Source organism: Paenibacillus sp. CCS19 (genome assembly GCF_033239625.1).
Lineage (GTDB): Bacteria > Bacillota > Bacilli > Paenibacillales > Paenibacillaceae > Paenibacillus_T.
The window spans coordinates 129,101-145,592 of the sequence record NZ_BTCK01000006.1; the positions used below are offsets into that span (position 1 = coordinate 129,101).

A 16,492-nucleotide genomic window follows, 5' to 3' on the forward strand; every position below is an offset into this window, starting at 1 on the left:
TCACGGAATGTAAATGACTTGCCCCTCTGAGATCGATTGATCCTGCAGTCGGTTGTAGAGAGACAACTCCCTCGTATTTTTCCCATACCGTACTGCAATATCATCGAGCGTTTCTTCCTTCTGAACGATGCACATCCGAACTTTGCGGAACGACTGCTCATCAGCCAGCTTACCTAGGAACAGCGTCTTCCACTCAATCTCATCGCCTGTCGTCACTCTCGATTTCTCTCGTGCTTCCGCAGAACTGATCTCCGCCGCTTCACGTATCTCCTGCTCGCGACGTGACGATTGCAATAGGGAACGAATGCCTACTGGCTCCTTCGCTGGCTCCGCATCTTCCACCCGCTTACGACCGAAGGCGACCTTCAGCTCTTTGCGACCAACGTCAGCATCCTCCTGACGCGGCGCTTCGATCGCAGCCTGAGCCTGCTGGGCCTGCTCGAAGAACGATGCGGCACTGGGACGCTGCGATGCGAGCTCTTGTTGAGGTTGATCTGCCTGATCATGCGCAAGCTCCGGCGGCGTATAAAAACCGTCATCCACATTCACTTCAACTGCCTCGACCACTGCATCCTGACGCGCGGAAGACGAGATATCGCCAAATGATTCGTCCGCATTTCGGAATGAATCAGCAGCATTGTTAGCCGCAAATTCTTCGTTAGCCGCAGGAACCGACCATGGATCATCCGGTCTGCCGTACGATGAATTGTAAATCGGCTGTTCAGGCGCCTGCTCCGTCACCGACTGCGCAGCGAAAGCAGACCAGTTGATGACAGGCGTATATGGCTCCTGTTCAGGCTGCTGCTGCGGTACAGCGGCTTCGCTGCGGACGAATGGCTGCGGCTGTCCCCATGGCACGGAAAATGGCGGCTGCTGCACGGACTGCTCTGAATCAGGCTGCAGCTCCTCCTCTTCCTCCGCGAATTGAGCCTGTCCGTAGTCATGATCCCTTACTGATTCCGGGCTGTCATAGAAGCTTGATTGAAACGATGGCTCAACCTGCCTCGACTCTTCCCGCCGGTGTACGACTGTAATCGGTTCTTCTTCATCCCAGACGTTGTCTGCTTCCTCCCGATACGGAGCGGCAATGCCATGAAGCGATAAAATGCCTGTAATGTTCAGCGTCCGCGATGACAGCAGATCGACATCGAAATGATCGATTTCGACTGATATATCATCCAGACTGTGCACCCGATTCATCGGCAGCGTAATTTCGACCGGAATCCAATGCTCCAGTGATTGCGGCTGCTGCAAATCGTTATGCGACCGATAAACACCAGTCAGCAGCAACTGCCCTTTCAACAATGCCTGTTCACCCTGCTGGACGACTTGAATACGAGGAACAAGCTCGATTTCCTCCAGCTCCTCAATCGCAGCAACATCGTCCGGCAAATGGACGCGTTCGTACACATCAAAGCGCAAACCGCTCGTTTGATCCGGCACGCTTCAGTCCTCCCTTCCGCCTTGCAAGCTTGGGCAATCTTCTCATTCAATAACTATCATATGGCAGCGCAGTATAGCGCATGACTATGAAATTCGTATTGCACGGCTGTGGCTGCAATGGAGTTAACGATATCCATACGGTTATCAGCGCAAAAAACCGCGAACAAGAGCGGTATCTTGTTCGCGGTTCATTCCATTCATTAAGTTAATGCACGCCTGAGCGGATCGAACCACTCCGGACGCGGGGATAGGACCTCCACTTGGCCGCCATGAAGCGGATGGGCGAAGAGCAGTCGTTCGCCGTGCAGCGCTTGATGAGCAAGCAATCGCGTGCTTCCGCCATATAGACTATCGCCAACTAACGGATGTCCGATATGACTCATATGTACGCGAATTTGGTGCGTTCGGCCTGTCTCGAGGCGAACACTGACCAGCGCTGCGCTGCTGTATTGCTCCAGCAACTCGTAATGCGTAATGGCAGCGTCACCGCCTGCACCCGCACGACGCTTCACCGAATGATGACGGTCGCGACCGATCGGTGCATCTATTACACCCGAACGTCGAGCTAGTCGTCCTTGCACGAAAGCGATGTATCGCCGATCAATCGCTTTGCTGCGCATCGCTTCATCCAGTCGCTGCTGAGCAAGGTCATTCTTACTGTACAGGACCGGTCCCGACGTTTCGTTATCGAGCCGATGAATATGACGAACCGGCAGCGGATCGCCTTGTCTCAACAGATGTAGGGCGGCTGCTTCGTCCAACGTGCCGCGTTCGCCCGGCTGAGAAGCATGCACCGGCATGCCGGCCAGCTTATTCATGACAAGCACGTAATCATCCTCGTACAATGGCTCCGCAGCGAGACTGCTGCTCACGCCGCCCAGTGCGGTCGCTGCAAGCTTGTACAGCGGATCCTTTGCCGGGTCGACCGGGACGAACGCATCCAGAACGATACGTTCTTCTTCCATGCGAATCCCGCCTACCGAGAATAGAAGATTGATCCATTTGACCGGGAACCAGCCAGACGCAATCAACCACTGCTTCACCGCATGCGGATTGACTTCGGCAGCTGGCCATTGCCGCGCTGCCAACTCGCTGTCAGCAACGGTCATGCCTTGAGGCAGAAGTATCAGCTTGCGCCCATCACGGCGCGCGCCGATCTGCCAGTTAAAGCTATTGCTGTTTCCGCTCTGCATGTCAGCTATTATAGACGCGACAGCGCTTCGTCGTTCGCCTCAATCGTCAGGTCAATATCCTCTTCGGTGTGTACGCCGGAGACGAACATCCCCTCGAACTGGGACGGCGCTACGCTGACGCCAAGATTCAACATCGAACCGAAGTAAGCGCGGAACTGATCGAGATTTGACGACTTCGCCGTCTCGAAGTTAATAACATGCTTATCCGTGAAGAATGGACATACCATCGAGCCGACACGATTGATCGTCGATGCGATGCCATGCTTCGCAGCGTTTGCCTCGAAGCCAAGCTGCAGACGCTTCGACAGACGCTCCAGATGTTCATACCGCTCTGGCGTCATCAGCTTCAGCGTCGTGTAGCCGGCTGCCATTGCGAGCGGGTTGCCGGACAGCGTGCCAGCTTGATAGATCGGACCTGCGGGAGCCATCTGCTCCATCAGGTCTCGTCTGCCTGCGTATGCGCCCACTGGCAGTCCGCCGCCGATGACTTTGCCGAGGCAAGTCAAATCAGGCGTGATGCCATACAAGCCTTGTGCGCAGTGATAGTTTACGCGGAAGCCCGTCATGACCTCGTCAAAAATAAGCAGGCTGCCGTACTTCGTTGTAACGTCGCGAAGCCCTTGCAGGAAACCCGGGAGCGGTGGAACGACACCCATGTTGCCGGCAATCGGCTCAACGATAACGCAGGCAATCTGTTCGCCGAACTTCTCGAATGCGAGCTTAACGGATTCGATATCGTTGTAAGGCACCGTAATCGTATGGGTTGCTACGCTCTCTGGCACGCCTGGGCTGTCAGGCAGGCCAAGCGTCGCGACGCCGGAGCCCGCTTTGATCAGCAAGCTGTCCGCATGACCATGGTAAGAGCCTTCGAATTTCAGAATTTTGCTCCGCTTCGTATATCCTCTCGCCAGACGAAGCGCGCTCATCGTCGCTTCGGTACCGGAGTTAACCATCCGAACGATATCGGCCGAAGGTACACGCTCGCAAACAAGCTGCGCCATCAACGTCTCGATTTCAGTTGGCGCGCCGAAGCTTGTCCCTTTCTCCGCGGTCTTCTTGATCGCTTCAACAACCTCGGGATGAGCATGGCCCATGATGAGAGGCCCCCACGATGCAACATAGTCGATATAGCTGTTGCCGTCGATGTCATACACGCGCGAGCCGCTTCCGCGCTCGATATAAGCCGGTGTCAGACCAACCGATTTGAATGCCCGGACGGGACTGTTAACGCCGCCAGGAATATACTGCTTCGCCAGCTCGAATGCAGCTTTGGACCGCTCATCGCGGCGCTGGCGGTTACGATCGAATGTTTCGCTCATCGTTTTACGTCTCCTTATAGGGGTTGTCCAATAAAGTCGTCTTGTCATCACGAAGTGAATCAGAAAGCTTGCTGAAAACCCGACTTTTTGAACACGCATTTATAGCTGTTGCCTATATCTAATGGGAATGCATTAACCTTTCAACCAGTGTGCTGCATCCTTCGCATGGTACGAGATAATGAGGTCTGCACCGGCGCGCTTCATGCCGATGAGCGTTTCCAGCACAATCTTCTGTTCGTCGATCCAGCCGTTCGCAGCGGCGGCTTTGACCATCGCATATTCACCGCTGACGTTGTAAGCAACAAGCGGCAGATCGAATTGGTCCTTCAGCGTCCGGAGAATGTCGAGGTAAGCCAGCGCAGGCTTGACCATTAGGAAGTCAGCGCCTTCGAGCACATCCGATTCCGCTTCACGAAGCGCTTCACGCGCGTTTGCCGGATCCATTTGATAGGTCTTCCGGTCACCGAACTGCGGCGCCGAGTGTGCCGCTTCGCGGAATGGGCCGTAGTACGCGGACGCATATTTGACCGAATAGGACATGATCGGGACATTCCTATAGCCCGCAGCATCAAGTCCTTCGCGAATGGCTGTAACGAACCCGTCCATCATATTCGAAGGGGCAATGATGTCTGCTCCTGCTTCCGCCTGCGACACAGCCGTCCGAACGAGCAGCGGCAGCGATTCATCATTGTCGACATCTGCCGTACCGTTATGCTCATTCACATGGACAACGCCGCAATGGCCATGATCCGTATATTGGCATAGGCAAGTATCGGCGATGACAACAAGCTCAGGCGCCCATTGTTTAATCAGACGTGTAGCTTGCTGTACTATCTCATTCGGATCATAAGCAGAAGATCCGACAGCGTCCTTCGTTGCCGGAATTCCGAACAGCATAATCGATGGAATGCCCAGCGAGACAATTTCGCGAATCTCGGCTTCCAGCAGGTCGAGCGAGAAATGGTAAACGCCCGGCATCGACCGAATCTCTTCTTTGATATTCGTTCCATGAACGACGTAGATCGGATAGATAAAATCATTCACTGTAAGCACCGTCTCACGCACCATGCTGCGAAGCGCAGCAGATCCGCGCAGCCGGCGATTGCGAACTGTTGGGAAACTCATGTGGAATACCTCCTGCGGGAGTTCTACCCACCCAAACTCTCCCTGCAAGGGAGGGCCCCAGGGATTTTCAGCGTTTGCTCCCGAAGTGGTTTCCTTACGGAAACCTTAACCCCTGGACCCCGGATGTTTGGCGATGGGAGGAACTATTGTGTGCGTAAATTACTGCGTTATGGGAGTCGTGTGACCCTGTGGGTCACAACTTTTGTTCGAGCTTGAAAAATCAAAAATAATATGGCTAAAACAGAGCTTACTTAATCTTGAGAACTACCTATAGCATGTTAACGCCGTTTGCATTCGTCCGATCAGCTAATCGCTTTGCTACAATAGCAGCGACCAATGCATCGATCGTCGCCTCTTCCGGCTCGATCGCAACCTCTAAGCCAGCTGCTTTCACAGCCTGTGTCGTAATCGGTCCGATGCTGGCGATTTGCGTCTTCGCAAGCAATGACACTGGGTCTTCGACACCGTTGGCCCGCAGCAGCGCCAGCAAGTTCGTAACCGTCGACGAGCTCGTGAACGTGACGACATGGACTTCTCCATCTCTTAGCTGTTCAAGCGCTAACTCATCCTGATTATCTGCAAGCACGGTCTCATAGACGTCAAGCTCGACAGCATCTACGCCAAGCGCTCTTAGCTCGCGAGGCAGCACCTCGCGCGCAAGATCGCCTCTTGCCAGCAGTGCTCGCTGTCCGGCCTGAACCTCAGTCCCAAACTGATCAAGCAAGCCTTCCTGTTGAAACTTCGATGGCAGCTCTTCAACCGTTAAGCCGCGCTCCTGCAGCGCTTCGGCCGTCTTCGGTCCGACTGCGGCAACCCGCGCACGTCCGAAACGCCGAATGTCTGTACCGTATCGGCGCAGCCAGCGGAAGAACGATTCGACGCCGTTCACGCTTGTAAACATGAGCCAGTCGAACGATTCCGCTTCATCGAAGGCACGTTCAATCGCCTGCGTTTGTACGGCTTCCGATACATCGCGTGTCTGAATGACCGGGTATTCACACGGTTCGCCGCCCAGCTCCTCGATCAATTGAACGAGTTCGCTCGCTTGTGCACGCGCACGCGTCACGAGGATGCGTGTGCCAAACAACGGCTTCTTATCGAACCAGCGCAGCATATCGCGCTGCTTCACGACGTCACCCACAACGATAACAGCAGGCGGTTTGAAGCCTGCTGCTTCAACCTTCTCTGCAATGTCGGCTAACGTGCCTGTAATGGTTTCCTGTTCGACGCGCGTGCCCCATCGAACGAGAGCAACCGGTGTAGATGGCGCTTTGCCATGAAACATCAGCTGTTCGCTAATATAACCGATCTTAGCGACGCCCATCAGGAAAATGAGCGTTCCTGTCGCATTCGTTACTTTATCCCAATGAATCGACTGATCAAGCTTCTCCGGGCTCTCATGTCCCGTTACGATCGACAGCGAGGAAGCCATATCTCGGTGAGTGACAGGGATGCCTGCATAAGCAGGTACTGCAATAGCCGACGTAATGCCTGGTACGATTTCAAACTCAACTCCATTGTGGACGAGCAGCTCCGCCTCTTCGCCGACACGTCCGAAGATCGTCGGATCGCCGCCCTTCAAGCGCGTTACCGTCTTGCCCTCGAGCGCGAGATCAACGAGAAGCTGATTGATTTCTTCCTGCTTCATCGTATGACGATCTGGAAGCTTACCAACATACACACGTTCTGCGCCAGGCTTCATATGAGCCAGCAGCCTCGGACTCGCCAGTCGGTCGTAAACGACGACGTCGGCGCGCTTAATACATTCCAATCCGCGAACAGTGATCAGCTTCGGATCACCAGGTCCTGCACCTACCAGATATACTTTCCCCTTCATCGCTCATCAGCCCCTTACTTGCGCCAGAATATCATCTGCCCCTGATGCACGCAGCTTATCCGCAACGGATAAGCCCAGTGCTTCCGGATCAGAATCTTTGCCTATTTCTTTCAGCAAAACCGCACCATCTGGCGATCCAACAATGCCGACCAGCTCGATAACTGCGCCTTCAACCGATTTCTCCTCCACGCCCTCTGGCAGCGTTACGACAGCATGCGCGCCAATTGGGATCTGACATCCCCCGTTTAATGCACCAAGGAAGCTGCGCTCCGCACGAACTGCCAGCTCCGATACTGGATCGTTCAAGAGCGACAGCAGCTCGCGAACGCCAGCATCCGATTCGCGGCATTCGATACCAAGCGCGCCTTGCCCTACGGCTGGAACGCAAATATCGATCGGCAGCCGTTCATGAATGCGCGATTCCCAACCCATCCGCTGCAAACCTGCTGCAGCAAGCACGATCGCGTCGAACTCTTCCGTTTCCAGCTTGCGAATGCGCGAATCGATATTGCCGCGGATCGACAACAGCTCGATATCCGGGCGATGGCTCTTCAGCTGGCTGGCGCGACGCAGACTGCTTGTACCGATCTTTGCTCCATTCGGCAGCGTCTCAAGTCCGCCGCCAGTCGACGTAATCAGTACATCACGCGGATCGACCCGCTTCGGAACCGCACCGTTCATCAATCCTTCCGGCAGCTCGAATGGCATATCCTTCATGCTGTGTACGGCCATATCAATCTCGCCGTCGATGAGCGCCTGCTCGATCTCTTTGACGAACAGCCCTTTGCCGCCAACCTTGGACAAGGTGACGTCCAGAATCCGATCGCCTTTGGTGACGATTTTGACAACTTCGAACGTATAAGGCAATCCATGCTGCTCGCTTAGCTGCTTAAGCTGATCAATGACTTGCCCCGTCTGTGTCAAAGCCAGCGCGCTTTGCCGTGTCCCTACTCGTATGACGCGCTCTGGTGTATGAGTCTCATTAGTCACAAGCTTCTCCTCCTAAAAGCAATTTGCTAACTTCTTCGAACTGCTTCCTGCAAGCAAATTACTTTCTTCCTAAGCATACGCTTAGCAATTTGCGCTTACTTCTTAGTAAATTACAAACTGGAAAGCAAATTGCTTTCTTCGTAAGCATTCGCCTACCTATCCGACTTGCTCAGCCGATCTATCCATCTATCTATTGCTATAGTGAGATCCGGCTCTGTATGCTTTGCATTCTCAAGCATATGCGCCAGCTCCTGCCAACCGTTTGCATCCGAAGCTGCTGACCGCAGTAACCGCTGCCTCGAAGACGTTGGTTCTGTATCCAAATTCATAGAGTAGTTCGGATCCAGCAGCCGCTCACGCAGCAGCCGAAGTGCTTGCAGTCGGAAGGCATATTCGCCGCCATACTGCTGCTCCAGCTCTGCCTTCAGCTTCGATGCAAACGACGGACTCGCCCCGCTGGTCGTGATGCCAAGAACAAGATCGCCTCTGCGCACGACCGCAGGAGTAACGAAAGTACCTTCATCGCCGTCACTTGCTGAATTCACCCAGATGCCGCACTCGTCAGCCTCTCTAACGATCCGTGCATTAAGCGCCGAATCATTCGTAGCGGCTATAACAAGCGAAGCCTGCCGAATGTCATTCGTATCATAGATCCTCTGAACAATGCTTATCATCCCCGACTGCCCAAGCTCAGCCAACGTCTCTGTCACTTGCTCGGCGATAACCTCTACGCGATCAGCCCCTGCTTCCAATAATGCAGCTGTTTTACGTTCGGCAACTTTGCCGCCGCCAATGACGACGCATCGCTTGCCTGTAAGCCGAAGCATGATTGGATACAATGCGCCTTCCGGCATAGAGGTTCCCTCCTTACATCAGGATCTTTGAACGGAGTTCAAAGTCACTCCGCTGCTACATCAGGATCTTTGAACGGAGTTCAAAGTCACTCTGCTGCTACATCAGGATCTTTGAACGGAGTTCAAAGTCACTCTGCCCACTCTGCTCTATAATCAATGGAAGCTTGAAATCGGATTGATCAGAACATTAAGAATCATAATGCCAAACGCGAGCAGGTTATACCTTGCCGCCAAGTAACCGACTTGTCCATGCGTACTGCGACGGATGAAGTTAGCAATATACAGAACGAGCGCAATGAGTGAGATAATAACTTTCAAATCAGCGAGGTACACCCAGCGTCCTTCAATTGCAACCGACACGATTGCCAGCGACAATGCAATGGCCAGCAGAGGCACGCCTGCGGAAACAAAGCGGTATGCGTACATTTCGATGACTTCGAGACTCGGCAGCCGTTTCATCGGCATCGTCCAGCTCTTCTTCTTCAGCTTGCGGTGGAGGAACAAATACATGCCGGAGAAAACGGCCGATATGGTCAACGCAGCGAATGCGCAAATCATCAAGCTAATATGTAAAATAAGCAGATTGCGAGCTGCTTCATATGGCTCGATCGTTTGCGACGGACGCGGATTGACCAGCAGCAGCGCCGCAAGTACGGCGAAGCCGATTAAATTGACGATAAAGACCAAATATTCAATTCTGAAAAACTGACTGATGACTAAAGAAATCGTTACTAGCAGCCAAGAGACAGCAAACCAATATTCAAACCCCGATATATAACCAACGTCGAGGTGAGACATCATGCGATACACCAAATACCCGGTTTGCAGAGCCCATACAAACATAAGCAGCCCTGTACCAATCCGTCTAGCGCTCCGATTCGCATCTACGAAGTCAGAGAAGTAAAACAGCAGGGTCAGGGCGTATACGTATAGCATGGCATCATAAAACCAATGAGATGTTATCATAAGCAGCCCCCATCCTTCACTGTTACCCAACAATGAGAAAAACCGCCGCTTGCGAGCGGCGGCTTCTTACCGCATAACAATGTACAGCTCCGAATTCATCGGACCATCCAATTGCTATTGGCGATTAACCCTACCTCTATGCTTACGAAGCTGCTTTGCTCCGCAAGCTGTAGGTCGCTCATCTTAAGATGGCACCGATAGAGGTTTCTCATGGCGTTGCAGCAGCTATGCCCGCCGGCATTGGAACGGATGCTGAATCAGCAGCAGCCTGCGGCTCTGCTGCTTGCGAAGGCTTCGATGCCGCTGGAGCGGACTCGCGGCCATTATCGATCGAATGCTCAAGCGCAAACAACTTGACGAACATATCCATCGCTTCGCCGGCGTGCTTCTCGCCAGCCATTTCTTTGATTCGCAGGATCGGATCGCTCATCATTTGATTAACGATGCTCTTCGTCAGCTTGCGAATAACTTTCAGCTCACGTTCGTCGAGGTCTGGCAGCTTCTTCTCCAAGCTGTCCATCGTTTCCGAATGAATCGTCTCCGCCTTCGTCTGAAGCGCACGAATAAGCGGAATAACGCCAAGCGTCTTATACCAGCTGCGGAATGCTTCAAGCTCAATGGCAATCATCGCTTCGATCTTGAGCGATTCCCTGCGGCGCTGCTCAAGATTGCTGCCGACGATGCCTTCAAGATCGTCAATATTGTATAAAAACACATTATCGACTGCAGCGATGGCTGGATCGAGATCCCGCGGCATTGCGATATCGATCATAAACAGCGGACGGGATTTGCGGCGCTGCATGGCAGCAGCAACCTGCTCTCGCATCAGCACATACTTACTGGCTCCGGTCGAACTAATGACCACGTCTGCTTCATGCAGCCGTGCGATCGCCTCTTCCATCGTGCATGGCGTACCGCCCAGCTTGTCCGCCAGCTCCACGGCCCGTTCGAGTGTGCGATTCGCCACGATGACACGTTCTGCACCATTCGATGAAAGGTGCTTGCCCGTGAGCTCGCTCATTTTGCCAGCGCCGATGATCATGACCGTCTTCTTGCCGAAATTGCCGAATATGCGCTTGCCGAGCTCGACAGCCGCATAACTGACCGAAACAGCCGCTTCGCCGATCGAAGTCTCCGAATGAGCGCGCTTCGCCATCGTAACGGCCTGCTTGAACAGCATATTGAACAACGTTCCCGTCGCCTTCTCTTTCTGCGCAAGCGCGAACGCTTCTTTCACTTGACCCAGAATCTGTGTTTCGCCGATCACCATCGAGTCCAGACCGCTAGTCACGCGGAATAGATGCTCAATAGCCTGATCATCCTCGTACATATATAGATGATTCGTAAACTGCTGTCTAGGCAGTGCGAACCACTTCTCCATAAAGCTTCGAATGTAATGACCGCACAGATGATGCCGATCGACGACCGCGTACAATTCCGTTCGGTTGCAGGTCGCGACGATGACACCTTCTAAGATGCTCTTGGTCTGTTTTAATTGCCGCAATGCTTCGGGCAAGTCTTGTTCGGCAAACGTGAATCGTTCCCGTACTTCAACAGGCGCCGTGCGATAATTCAAACCGACAACGATGATATGCATGCGAGCCTGCCTCCCTTCTATTCGAATATGTATCCAATCGGTCACGAACATTATAGCATAGTTCAATGGTACTTCCGTCTTCAAATATGAAAAATGTTTGAAACAAACACGATCTGTCCCTAGTGTGGTCAGCTGAAACTTCCATTATTCGCAAAGGTTGACCAGCTGCGGAAAAATAAGTTCAAAAAATGAAACGACCATGGAGACCCATGGCCGTTTTCTAGGATGGCTGTTCCATCAAATAAGTGCTTTAGTTATCCTTTTCACCGATCGTCTGCATGATATGGCCCCACAGCTGATCGCGGCCTTCGCCAGTTTCGGATGAATACCGGATGATCGTATCACGCGGATCAGCCTCCAACGTCTGTTTGACGAGCTTAATCTGCTTGTCCCATTGACTCTTTGGAATTTTGTCCGCTTTCGTTACAACGATGCAGGTCGGAATCTCAAAATGTTTGAGCCAGCCGTACATCAAGCAATCGTCCTTGGACGGTGCATGACGAATATCGATAATGAGAAGCACGAGCTTCAGCTCTTCGCGTTCTTTGAGATACCGCTCGATCATTCGGCCCCAGGCTTCGCGCTCCGTCTTCGACACCTTGGCATAACCATAGCCAGGAAAGTCGATGAAATACACTTGTTCATTGATACGATAATAGTTCAGTTGCTGCGTCTTGCCCGGCTGGGAGCTTGTCCGAGCAAGGTTCTTGCGGTTGATCATTCGATTAATGAGTGAGGATTTCCCGACATTCGAACGCCCTGCCAGAGCGATCTCTGGCAAGGCGTCCGTCGGATATTGATCCGGTCTTACTGCGCTTATTACGAATTCTGCTGATGTGATTTTCATGTAACGGTTGTCCCTGCTTTCTGTTCTTGTGCTGAAGCGGCACCTTCAGCATGATCGGCTGCCGGCAGCAATGCGTGCTGCAGCACTTCGTCCATATGGCCAACGGGTACGAATGTCATCTCTTCGCGAATGCTCTCTGGTACGTCGATGAGATCGCGCTCATTCTCCTTCGGAAGCAGCACCCTGCGAATGCCTGCCCGATGCGCTGCGAGCGATTTCTCTTTCAGTCCGCCAATCGGGAGCACCCTGCCGCGCAGCGTAATCTCGCCGGTCATTGCAACCTCGCGCGATACAGGTCGGTTCGTCAATGCGCTGATGAGTGCCGTCGCCATCGTGATGCCTGCAGATGGTCCATCCTTCGGAATGGCCCCTTCTGGAATATGGATATGAATATCGTTCTTCTCGTGAAAATCCGGCTCGATCTTAAGCTCAGCCGCTCTGCTGCGCGTATAACTGAATGCGGCCTGCGCCGATTCCTTCATGACGTCGCCAAGTTTGCCTGTGAGCGTAAGCTTGCCGCTGCCCGGCAGCACGGTAACTTCGATCACGAGCGTATCGCCGCCGACCTCCGTCCATGCGAGGCCGGTTACCGCGCCGATCTGATCTTCCTGCTCCGCAAGTCCGTAACGGAACTTGGCTGGTCCAAGCCATTCCTTCACTTTCGCAAGATCAACCGTTATCGGTCCCTCGTGGTCTTTAGACACGATCTGCTTGGCTGCCTTGCGGCACAGCGCTGCAAGCTGCTGCTCTAGATTACGCACACCGGATTCGCGCGTATATTCGCGTATAATCCCTTGAAGCGCCTCGTTCTCGACGACGAGTTGATCGTTTTCTAATCCATGCTCCCGCTTCTGCTTCGGCAGCAGATATCGCTCAGCGATTTGCTGCTTCTCGATTTCGGTGTACCCCGGAATGTAGAGCACCTCCATCCGATCCAGCAGCGGACGCGGCACGTTATGCAGCGAGTTCGCCGTCGTCACGAACATGACGTTGGATAGATCGTACGGCACTTCGATGAAGTGGTCGCTGAACGTCGAGTTCTGCTCTGGATCCAGCACCTCGAGCAGGGCGGAAGCAGGATCTCCACGGAAATCCATCGCCATTTTGTCGATCTCATCGAGCAGGAACACGGGATTCATCGCTCCTGCCGTCTTCATGCCCTGCATGATGCGGCCGGGCATTGCGCCGACATAAGTCCGGCGGTGGCCGCGAATTTCCGCTTCGTCACGCACGCCGCCGAGCGAAATGCGCACGAATTTGCGGCCCAGCGACTTCGCGATGGAACGCGCTATCGATGTTTTGCCGACGCCAGGCGGTCCTACGAGACAGAGAATCGGCCCCTTCAGCTTCTGTACGAGTTTCTGTACGGCCAAATACTCGAGCACACGCTCCTTCGGCTTATCCAGACCGTAATGATCATCATTCAGGATCGCTTCCGCTTTATCGAGATCAAGCTCGATCCCTTCGTCCTTCCCTTTGCGCCAAGGCAATGACAACAACCAATCAATATAATTGCGGATGACGCCCCCCTCAGCAGAGGTGGACGGCATTTTCTCCAGCCGATCAATTTCTTTCTCGACCTTTTCTTTCACTTTATCCGGCAGTCCCGCTTCCTCCAGCTGACTGCGCAGCTCTTCGACCTCGCCGGCGCGCCCTTCCTTGTCGCCAAGCTCCTTCTGAATCGCCTTCATCTGCTCGCGAAGGTAATACTCCTTCTGCGTTTTCTCCATCTGCTTCTTCACGCGCTGGTTGATCTTGCGCTCCAGCTCCAGCACCTCGCGCTCGTTATGCAGAATGTCGAGCAGCTTCTCCAACCGCTGACGAACGTCAATCGTCTCAAGAATATCCTGCTTATCGCGGATCTTAAGCGAGAGATGGCTCGTAATGACGTCAGCCAGACGGCCTGGCTCATCAATGTCAGAGACGGCCGCAAGCGTCTCTGGCGTTACTTTCTTAGACAGATTGATATAATTCTCGAACTGGGTAAGCACCGTTCGCATAAGCGCATCTGTCTCGGAATCATCCGTCTCCTGCTCCGGAAGTTCCTTAATCATAACCTCGTAGAACTCTTCGTTCGGCATGTAGTCCAATACCTCTGCACGAACGACACCTTCGACGAGCACACGAATCGTACCGTTAGGCAGCTTCAGCATTTGTCTGACGCGTGCGATTGTACCGATCCGGTATATATCTTCCTGCGTAGGCTCCTCAATGTTCACTTCTGATTGGGAGCACAACAGAATCATGTGGTCATCGACCATCGCGCGTTCCAGCGCCCGTACCGACTTCTCCCTACCCACGTCAAGGTGGAGTACCATGCTGGGATATACGAGCAGTCCCCTAAGCGGAAGCAGGGGCAGCCTGCGTCCTTTCGATTTTCCAGGCCCCATTCCAGCACCTCCAATAGTGATGTCTAACCCATTTTATCACTCTGCCGAATCAGCCTGCAAATACGGCACCGTCGGCGCGATAAAACGATCCTGTACGGCAGCCGAATCGACCATCTGGAATTTCTCCTCGGATTGCGGAAATACGATCGCGAACACTTCATCCACGCGGTCAACCGGCGTAATATGTACCCCTTCGAGTCCATCGAAAATCGCCTGCCAGTTTTCCCGCGGAATGATGACCCGCTGCGCGCCTGCTTGGAAAGCAGCTTCAACCTTCGCAAGTACGCCGCCAACCGGCTTCACATTGCCGTGAATGCCGATCTCGCCGGTCATCGCCAGCTTGTTGTCTACCGGCTCCCCTTTAATGGCAGATGCAATCGCCGTCGCCATTGCAATGCCTGCCGACGGACCATCGATCGGCGTACCGCCTGGGAAGTTGATGTGCAGATCGTAATCATGCGGACGAAGTCCATAACGGCGCAGAACCGTCAGAACGTTCTCTACCGAGCCCTTAGCCATACTCTTACGACGCAGCGTACGCGAGCCGCCGCCAAGCTCCTCTTCATCCACAACGCCTGTAATCGTAAAGGTGCCTTTACCCGTGCGGACTGGAATGGCACTAACCTCGATTTCAAGCAGCGTGCCCATGTTCGGTCCGTAGACGGCAAGTCCGTTCACAAAACCGACCTGCGGTTCTGCAGGCACTTTGCGATCCGGTCTTGGCGGTATTTGGCTGCTGTTAACAACCCACTCAATATCAGCAGCGATAAGCTCGCTGCGCTTCTCTGACAACGCAAGCCCTGCGGCTAGCTGAATCACATTGACAGCTTCCCGGCCGTTCGTTGCATAACGCGTAACAACCTCGATCGCTTCAGGCGATGGCTCGAAGCCGATTTTTTTCACCGCATTCGTCGCAATTTGAGCAATCTCACCCGCTAGCAGCGGACGGAAATAAACTTCCATGCACCGGGAACGCAGAGCAGCTGGCAACTCTTGAGGAGACCGCGTCGTCGCGCCAACGAGACGGAAGTCCGCTGGCAGACCATTCTGGAAAACATCATGCACATACATCGGAATGTTGGCATCCTCGGAGTTGTAATAAGCACTCTCAAGAAATACTTTGCGATCCTCAAGAACTTTTAATAATTTATTCAACTGGATCGGGTGCAATTCCCCAATTTCATCAATAAACAGTATTCCGCCATGCGCTTTCGTTACAGCACCTGGCTTCGGCTGCGGAATTCCGGCGACGCCCATCGCGCCGGCGCCTTGATAAATCGGATCATGCACGGAGCCAATAAGCGGATCCGCGATGCCCCGTTCATCGAAGCGAGCCGTCGTGGCATCGATCTCCGTAAACTTCGCGTCGGCTAGGAATGGCGATGTCGGATTTTTCTTCGCCTCTTCCAGTACAACACGAGCAGCGGCCGTTTTGCCGACCCCCGGAGGGCCGTAGATAATGACATGCTGCGGATTGGCGCTGCACAGCGCTGCCTTAAGCGCCTTAAGGCCATCGACTTGACCGACGATGTCCTGCATTGCCTGCGGTCTCGTTTTCTCTGCCAGCGGCTTCGTCAGCGATATGGAGCGCAGCTTGCGAAGCTTGTCCAGCTCCTTACGAGATTCACGATCCACTGCCGACCGGCTTGTCTTCTGATTGCGAAGCAAATTCCAAAAGTATAGACCGATAACGACAGCAAAAAACACCTGAATCATCATTAACACAAAACTCAAAGTCATTACAATTCCCCTCCTGACAAAAGGACCTTTGAGCCTGACACCAGCATCAAAGTCACTCTGCCTCCTAATTTGCTTTCATCTTCGATATTGCTGCCTGCAAGCAAATTGTTGGCGCATTGCCAATACAAAAAACACCCGCAGGACTAATACTTGTCAGTATTCCCTGCGGGTGTTTGAATATACGGAGGGGA

The 16,492-nt window shown here is 53.5% G+C and carries 12 protein-coding genes; all 12 read right to left on the reverse strand.

Annotated features, from left to right (window positions below):
- Positions 1-1,443, reverse strand: coding sequence for a LysM peptidoglycan-binding domain-containing protein (locus SBI19_RS07210; protein WP_317966491.1), 1,443 nt, complete (start codon positions 1,441-1,443; stop codon positions 1-3).
- A gap of 200 nt (positions 1,444-1,643) precedes the next feature.
- A complete protein-coding gene (locus SBI19_RS07215; RefSeq protein WP_317966493.1) occupies positions 1,644-2,636 on the reverse strand; it encodes an RluA family pseudouridine synthase in 993 nt (330 codons plus the stop codon).
- Positions 2,637-2,644: 8 nt separating this feature from the next.
- Positions 2,645-3,955, reverse strand: coding sequence for a glutamate-1-semialdehyde 2,1-aminomutase (hemL, locus tag SBI19_RS07220; protein ID WP_317966495.1), 1,311 nt, complete (start codon positions 3,953-3,955; stop codon positions 2,645-2,647).
- Between the two features lie 132 nt (positions 3,956-4,087).
- The gene (hemB, locus tag SBI19_RS07225) at positions 4,088-5,080 is read right to left on the reverse strand and encodes a porphobilinogen synthase (protein WP_317966497.1); all 993 of its coding nucleotides are present in this window, start codon (positions 5,078-5,080) and stop codon (positions 4,088-4,090) included.
- 268 nt (positions 5,081-5,348) lie between these two features.
- Entirely contained in the window at positions 5,349-6,917 is a 1,569-nt protein-coding gene (cobA, locus tag SBI19_RS07230) for a uroporphyrinogen-III C-methyltransferase (protein WP_317966499.1), read from the reverse strand.
- Positions 6,918-6,923: 6 nt separating this feature from the next.
- A complete protein-coding gene (hemC, locus tag SBI19_RS07235) occupies positions 6,924-7,907 on the reverse strand; it encodes a hydroxymethylbilane synthase (RefSeq protein ID WP_317966501.1) in 984 nt (327 codons plus the stop codon).
- A 152-nt stretch (positions 7,908-8,059) separates the two neighbouring features.
- Positions 8,060-8,761, reverse strand: a complete 702-nt coding sequence (locus tag SBI19_RS07240) for a precorrin-2 dehydrogenase/sirohydrochlorin ferrochelatase family protein (RefSeq protein WP_317966503.1) — start codon at positions 8,759-8,761, stop codon at positions 8,060-8,062.
- Positions 8,762-8,914: 153 nt separating this feature from the next.
- Positions 8,915-9,727, reverse strand: coding sequence for a cytochrome c biogenesis protein CcsA (ccsA, locus tag SBI19_RS07245; RefSeq protein WP_317966505.1), 813 nt, complete (start codon positions 9,725-9,727; stop codon positions 8,915-8,917).
- 208 nt (positions 9,728-9,935) lie between these two features.
- Entirely contained in the window at positions 9,936-11,324 is a 1,389-nt protein-coding gene (hemA, locus tag SBI19_RS07250; RefSeq protein WP_317966507.1) for a glutamyl-tRNA reductase, read from the reverse strand.
- A 250-nt stretch (positions 11,325-11,574) separates the two neighbouring features.
- A complete protein-coding gene (gene yihA, locus SBI19_RS07255; protein WP_317966508.1) occupies positions 11,575-12,171 on the reverse strand; it encodes a ribosome biogenesis GTP-binding protein YihA/YsxC in 597 nt (198 codons plus the stop codon).
- The gene (lon, locus tag SBI19_RS07260; protein WP_317966510.1) at positions 12,168-14,561 is read right to left on the reverse strand and encodes an endopeptidase La; all 2,394 of its coding nucleotides are present in this window, start codon (positions 14,559-14,561) and stop codon (positions 12,168-12,170) included. The genes yihA and lon overlap by 4 nt, the downstream gene beginning before the upstream one ends.
- A gap of 36 nt (positions 14,562-14,597) precedes the next feature.
- Positions 14,598-16,301, reverse strand: a complete 1,704-nt coding sequence (gene lonB / locus SBI19_RS07265; RefSeq protein WP_317966512.1) for an ATP-dependent protease LonB — start codon at positions 16,299-16,301, stop codon at positions 14,598-14,600.
- Positions 16,302-16,492 lie beyond the last annotated feature (191 nt).

Excerpts from the sequence above, each read along its gene's own strand:
- SBI19_RS07215 (WP_317966493.1), bottom strand. The coding sequence starts at position 2,636 with ATGCAGAGCGGAAACAGCAATAGCTTTAACTGGCAGATCGGCGCGCGC.
- hemL (WP_317966495.1), bottom strand. The coding sequence starts at position 3,955 with ATGAGCGAAACATTCGATCGTAACCGCCAGCGCCGCGATGAGCGGTCC.
- hemB (WP_317966497.1), bottom strand. The coding sequence starts at position 5,080 with ATGAGTTTCCCAACAGTTCGCAATCGCCGGCTGCGCGGATCTGCTGCG.
- cobA (WP_317966499.1), bottom strand. The coding sequence starts at position 6,917 with ATGAAGGGGAAAGTATATCTGGTAGGTGCAGGACCTGGTGATCCGAAG.
- SBI19_RS07240 (WP_317966503.1), bottom strand. The coding sequence starts at position 8,761 with ATGCCGGAAGGCGCATTGTATCCAATCATGCTTCGGCTTACAGGCAAG.
- ccsA (WP_317966505.1), bottom strand. The coding sequence starts at position 9,727 with ATGATAACATCTCATTGGTTTTATGATGCCATGCTATACGTATACGCC.
- hemA (WP_317966507.1), bottom strand. The coding sequence starts at position 11,324 with ATGCATATCATCGTTGTCGGTTTGAATTATCGCACGGCGCCTGTTGAA.
- yihA (WP_317966508.1), bottom strand. The coding sequence starts at position 12,171 with ATGAAAATCACATCAGCAGAATTCGTAATAAGCGCAGTAAGACCGGAT.
- lon (WP_317966510.1), bottom strand. The coding sequence starts at position 14,561 with ATGGGGCCTGGAAAATCGAAAGGACGCAGGCTGCCCCTGCTTCCGCTT.
- lonB (WP_317966512.1), bottom strand. The coding sequence starts at position 16,301 with ATGACTTTGAGTTTTGTGTTAATGATGATTCAGGTGTTTTTTGCTGTC.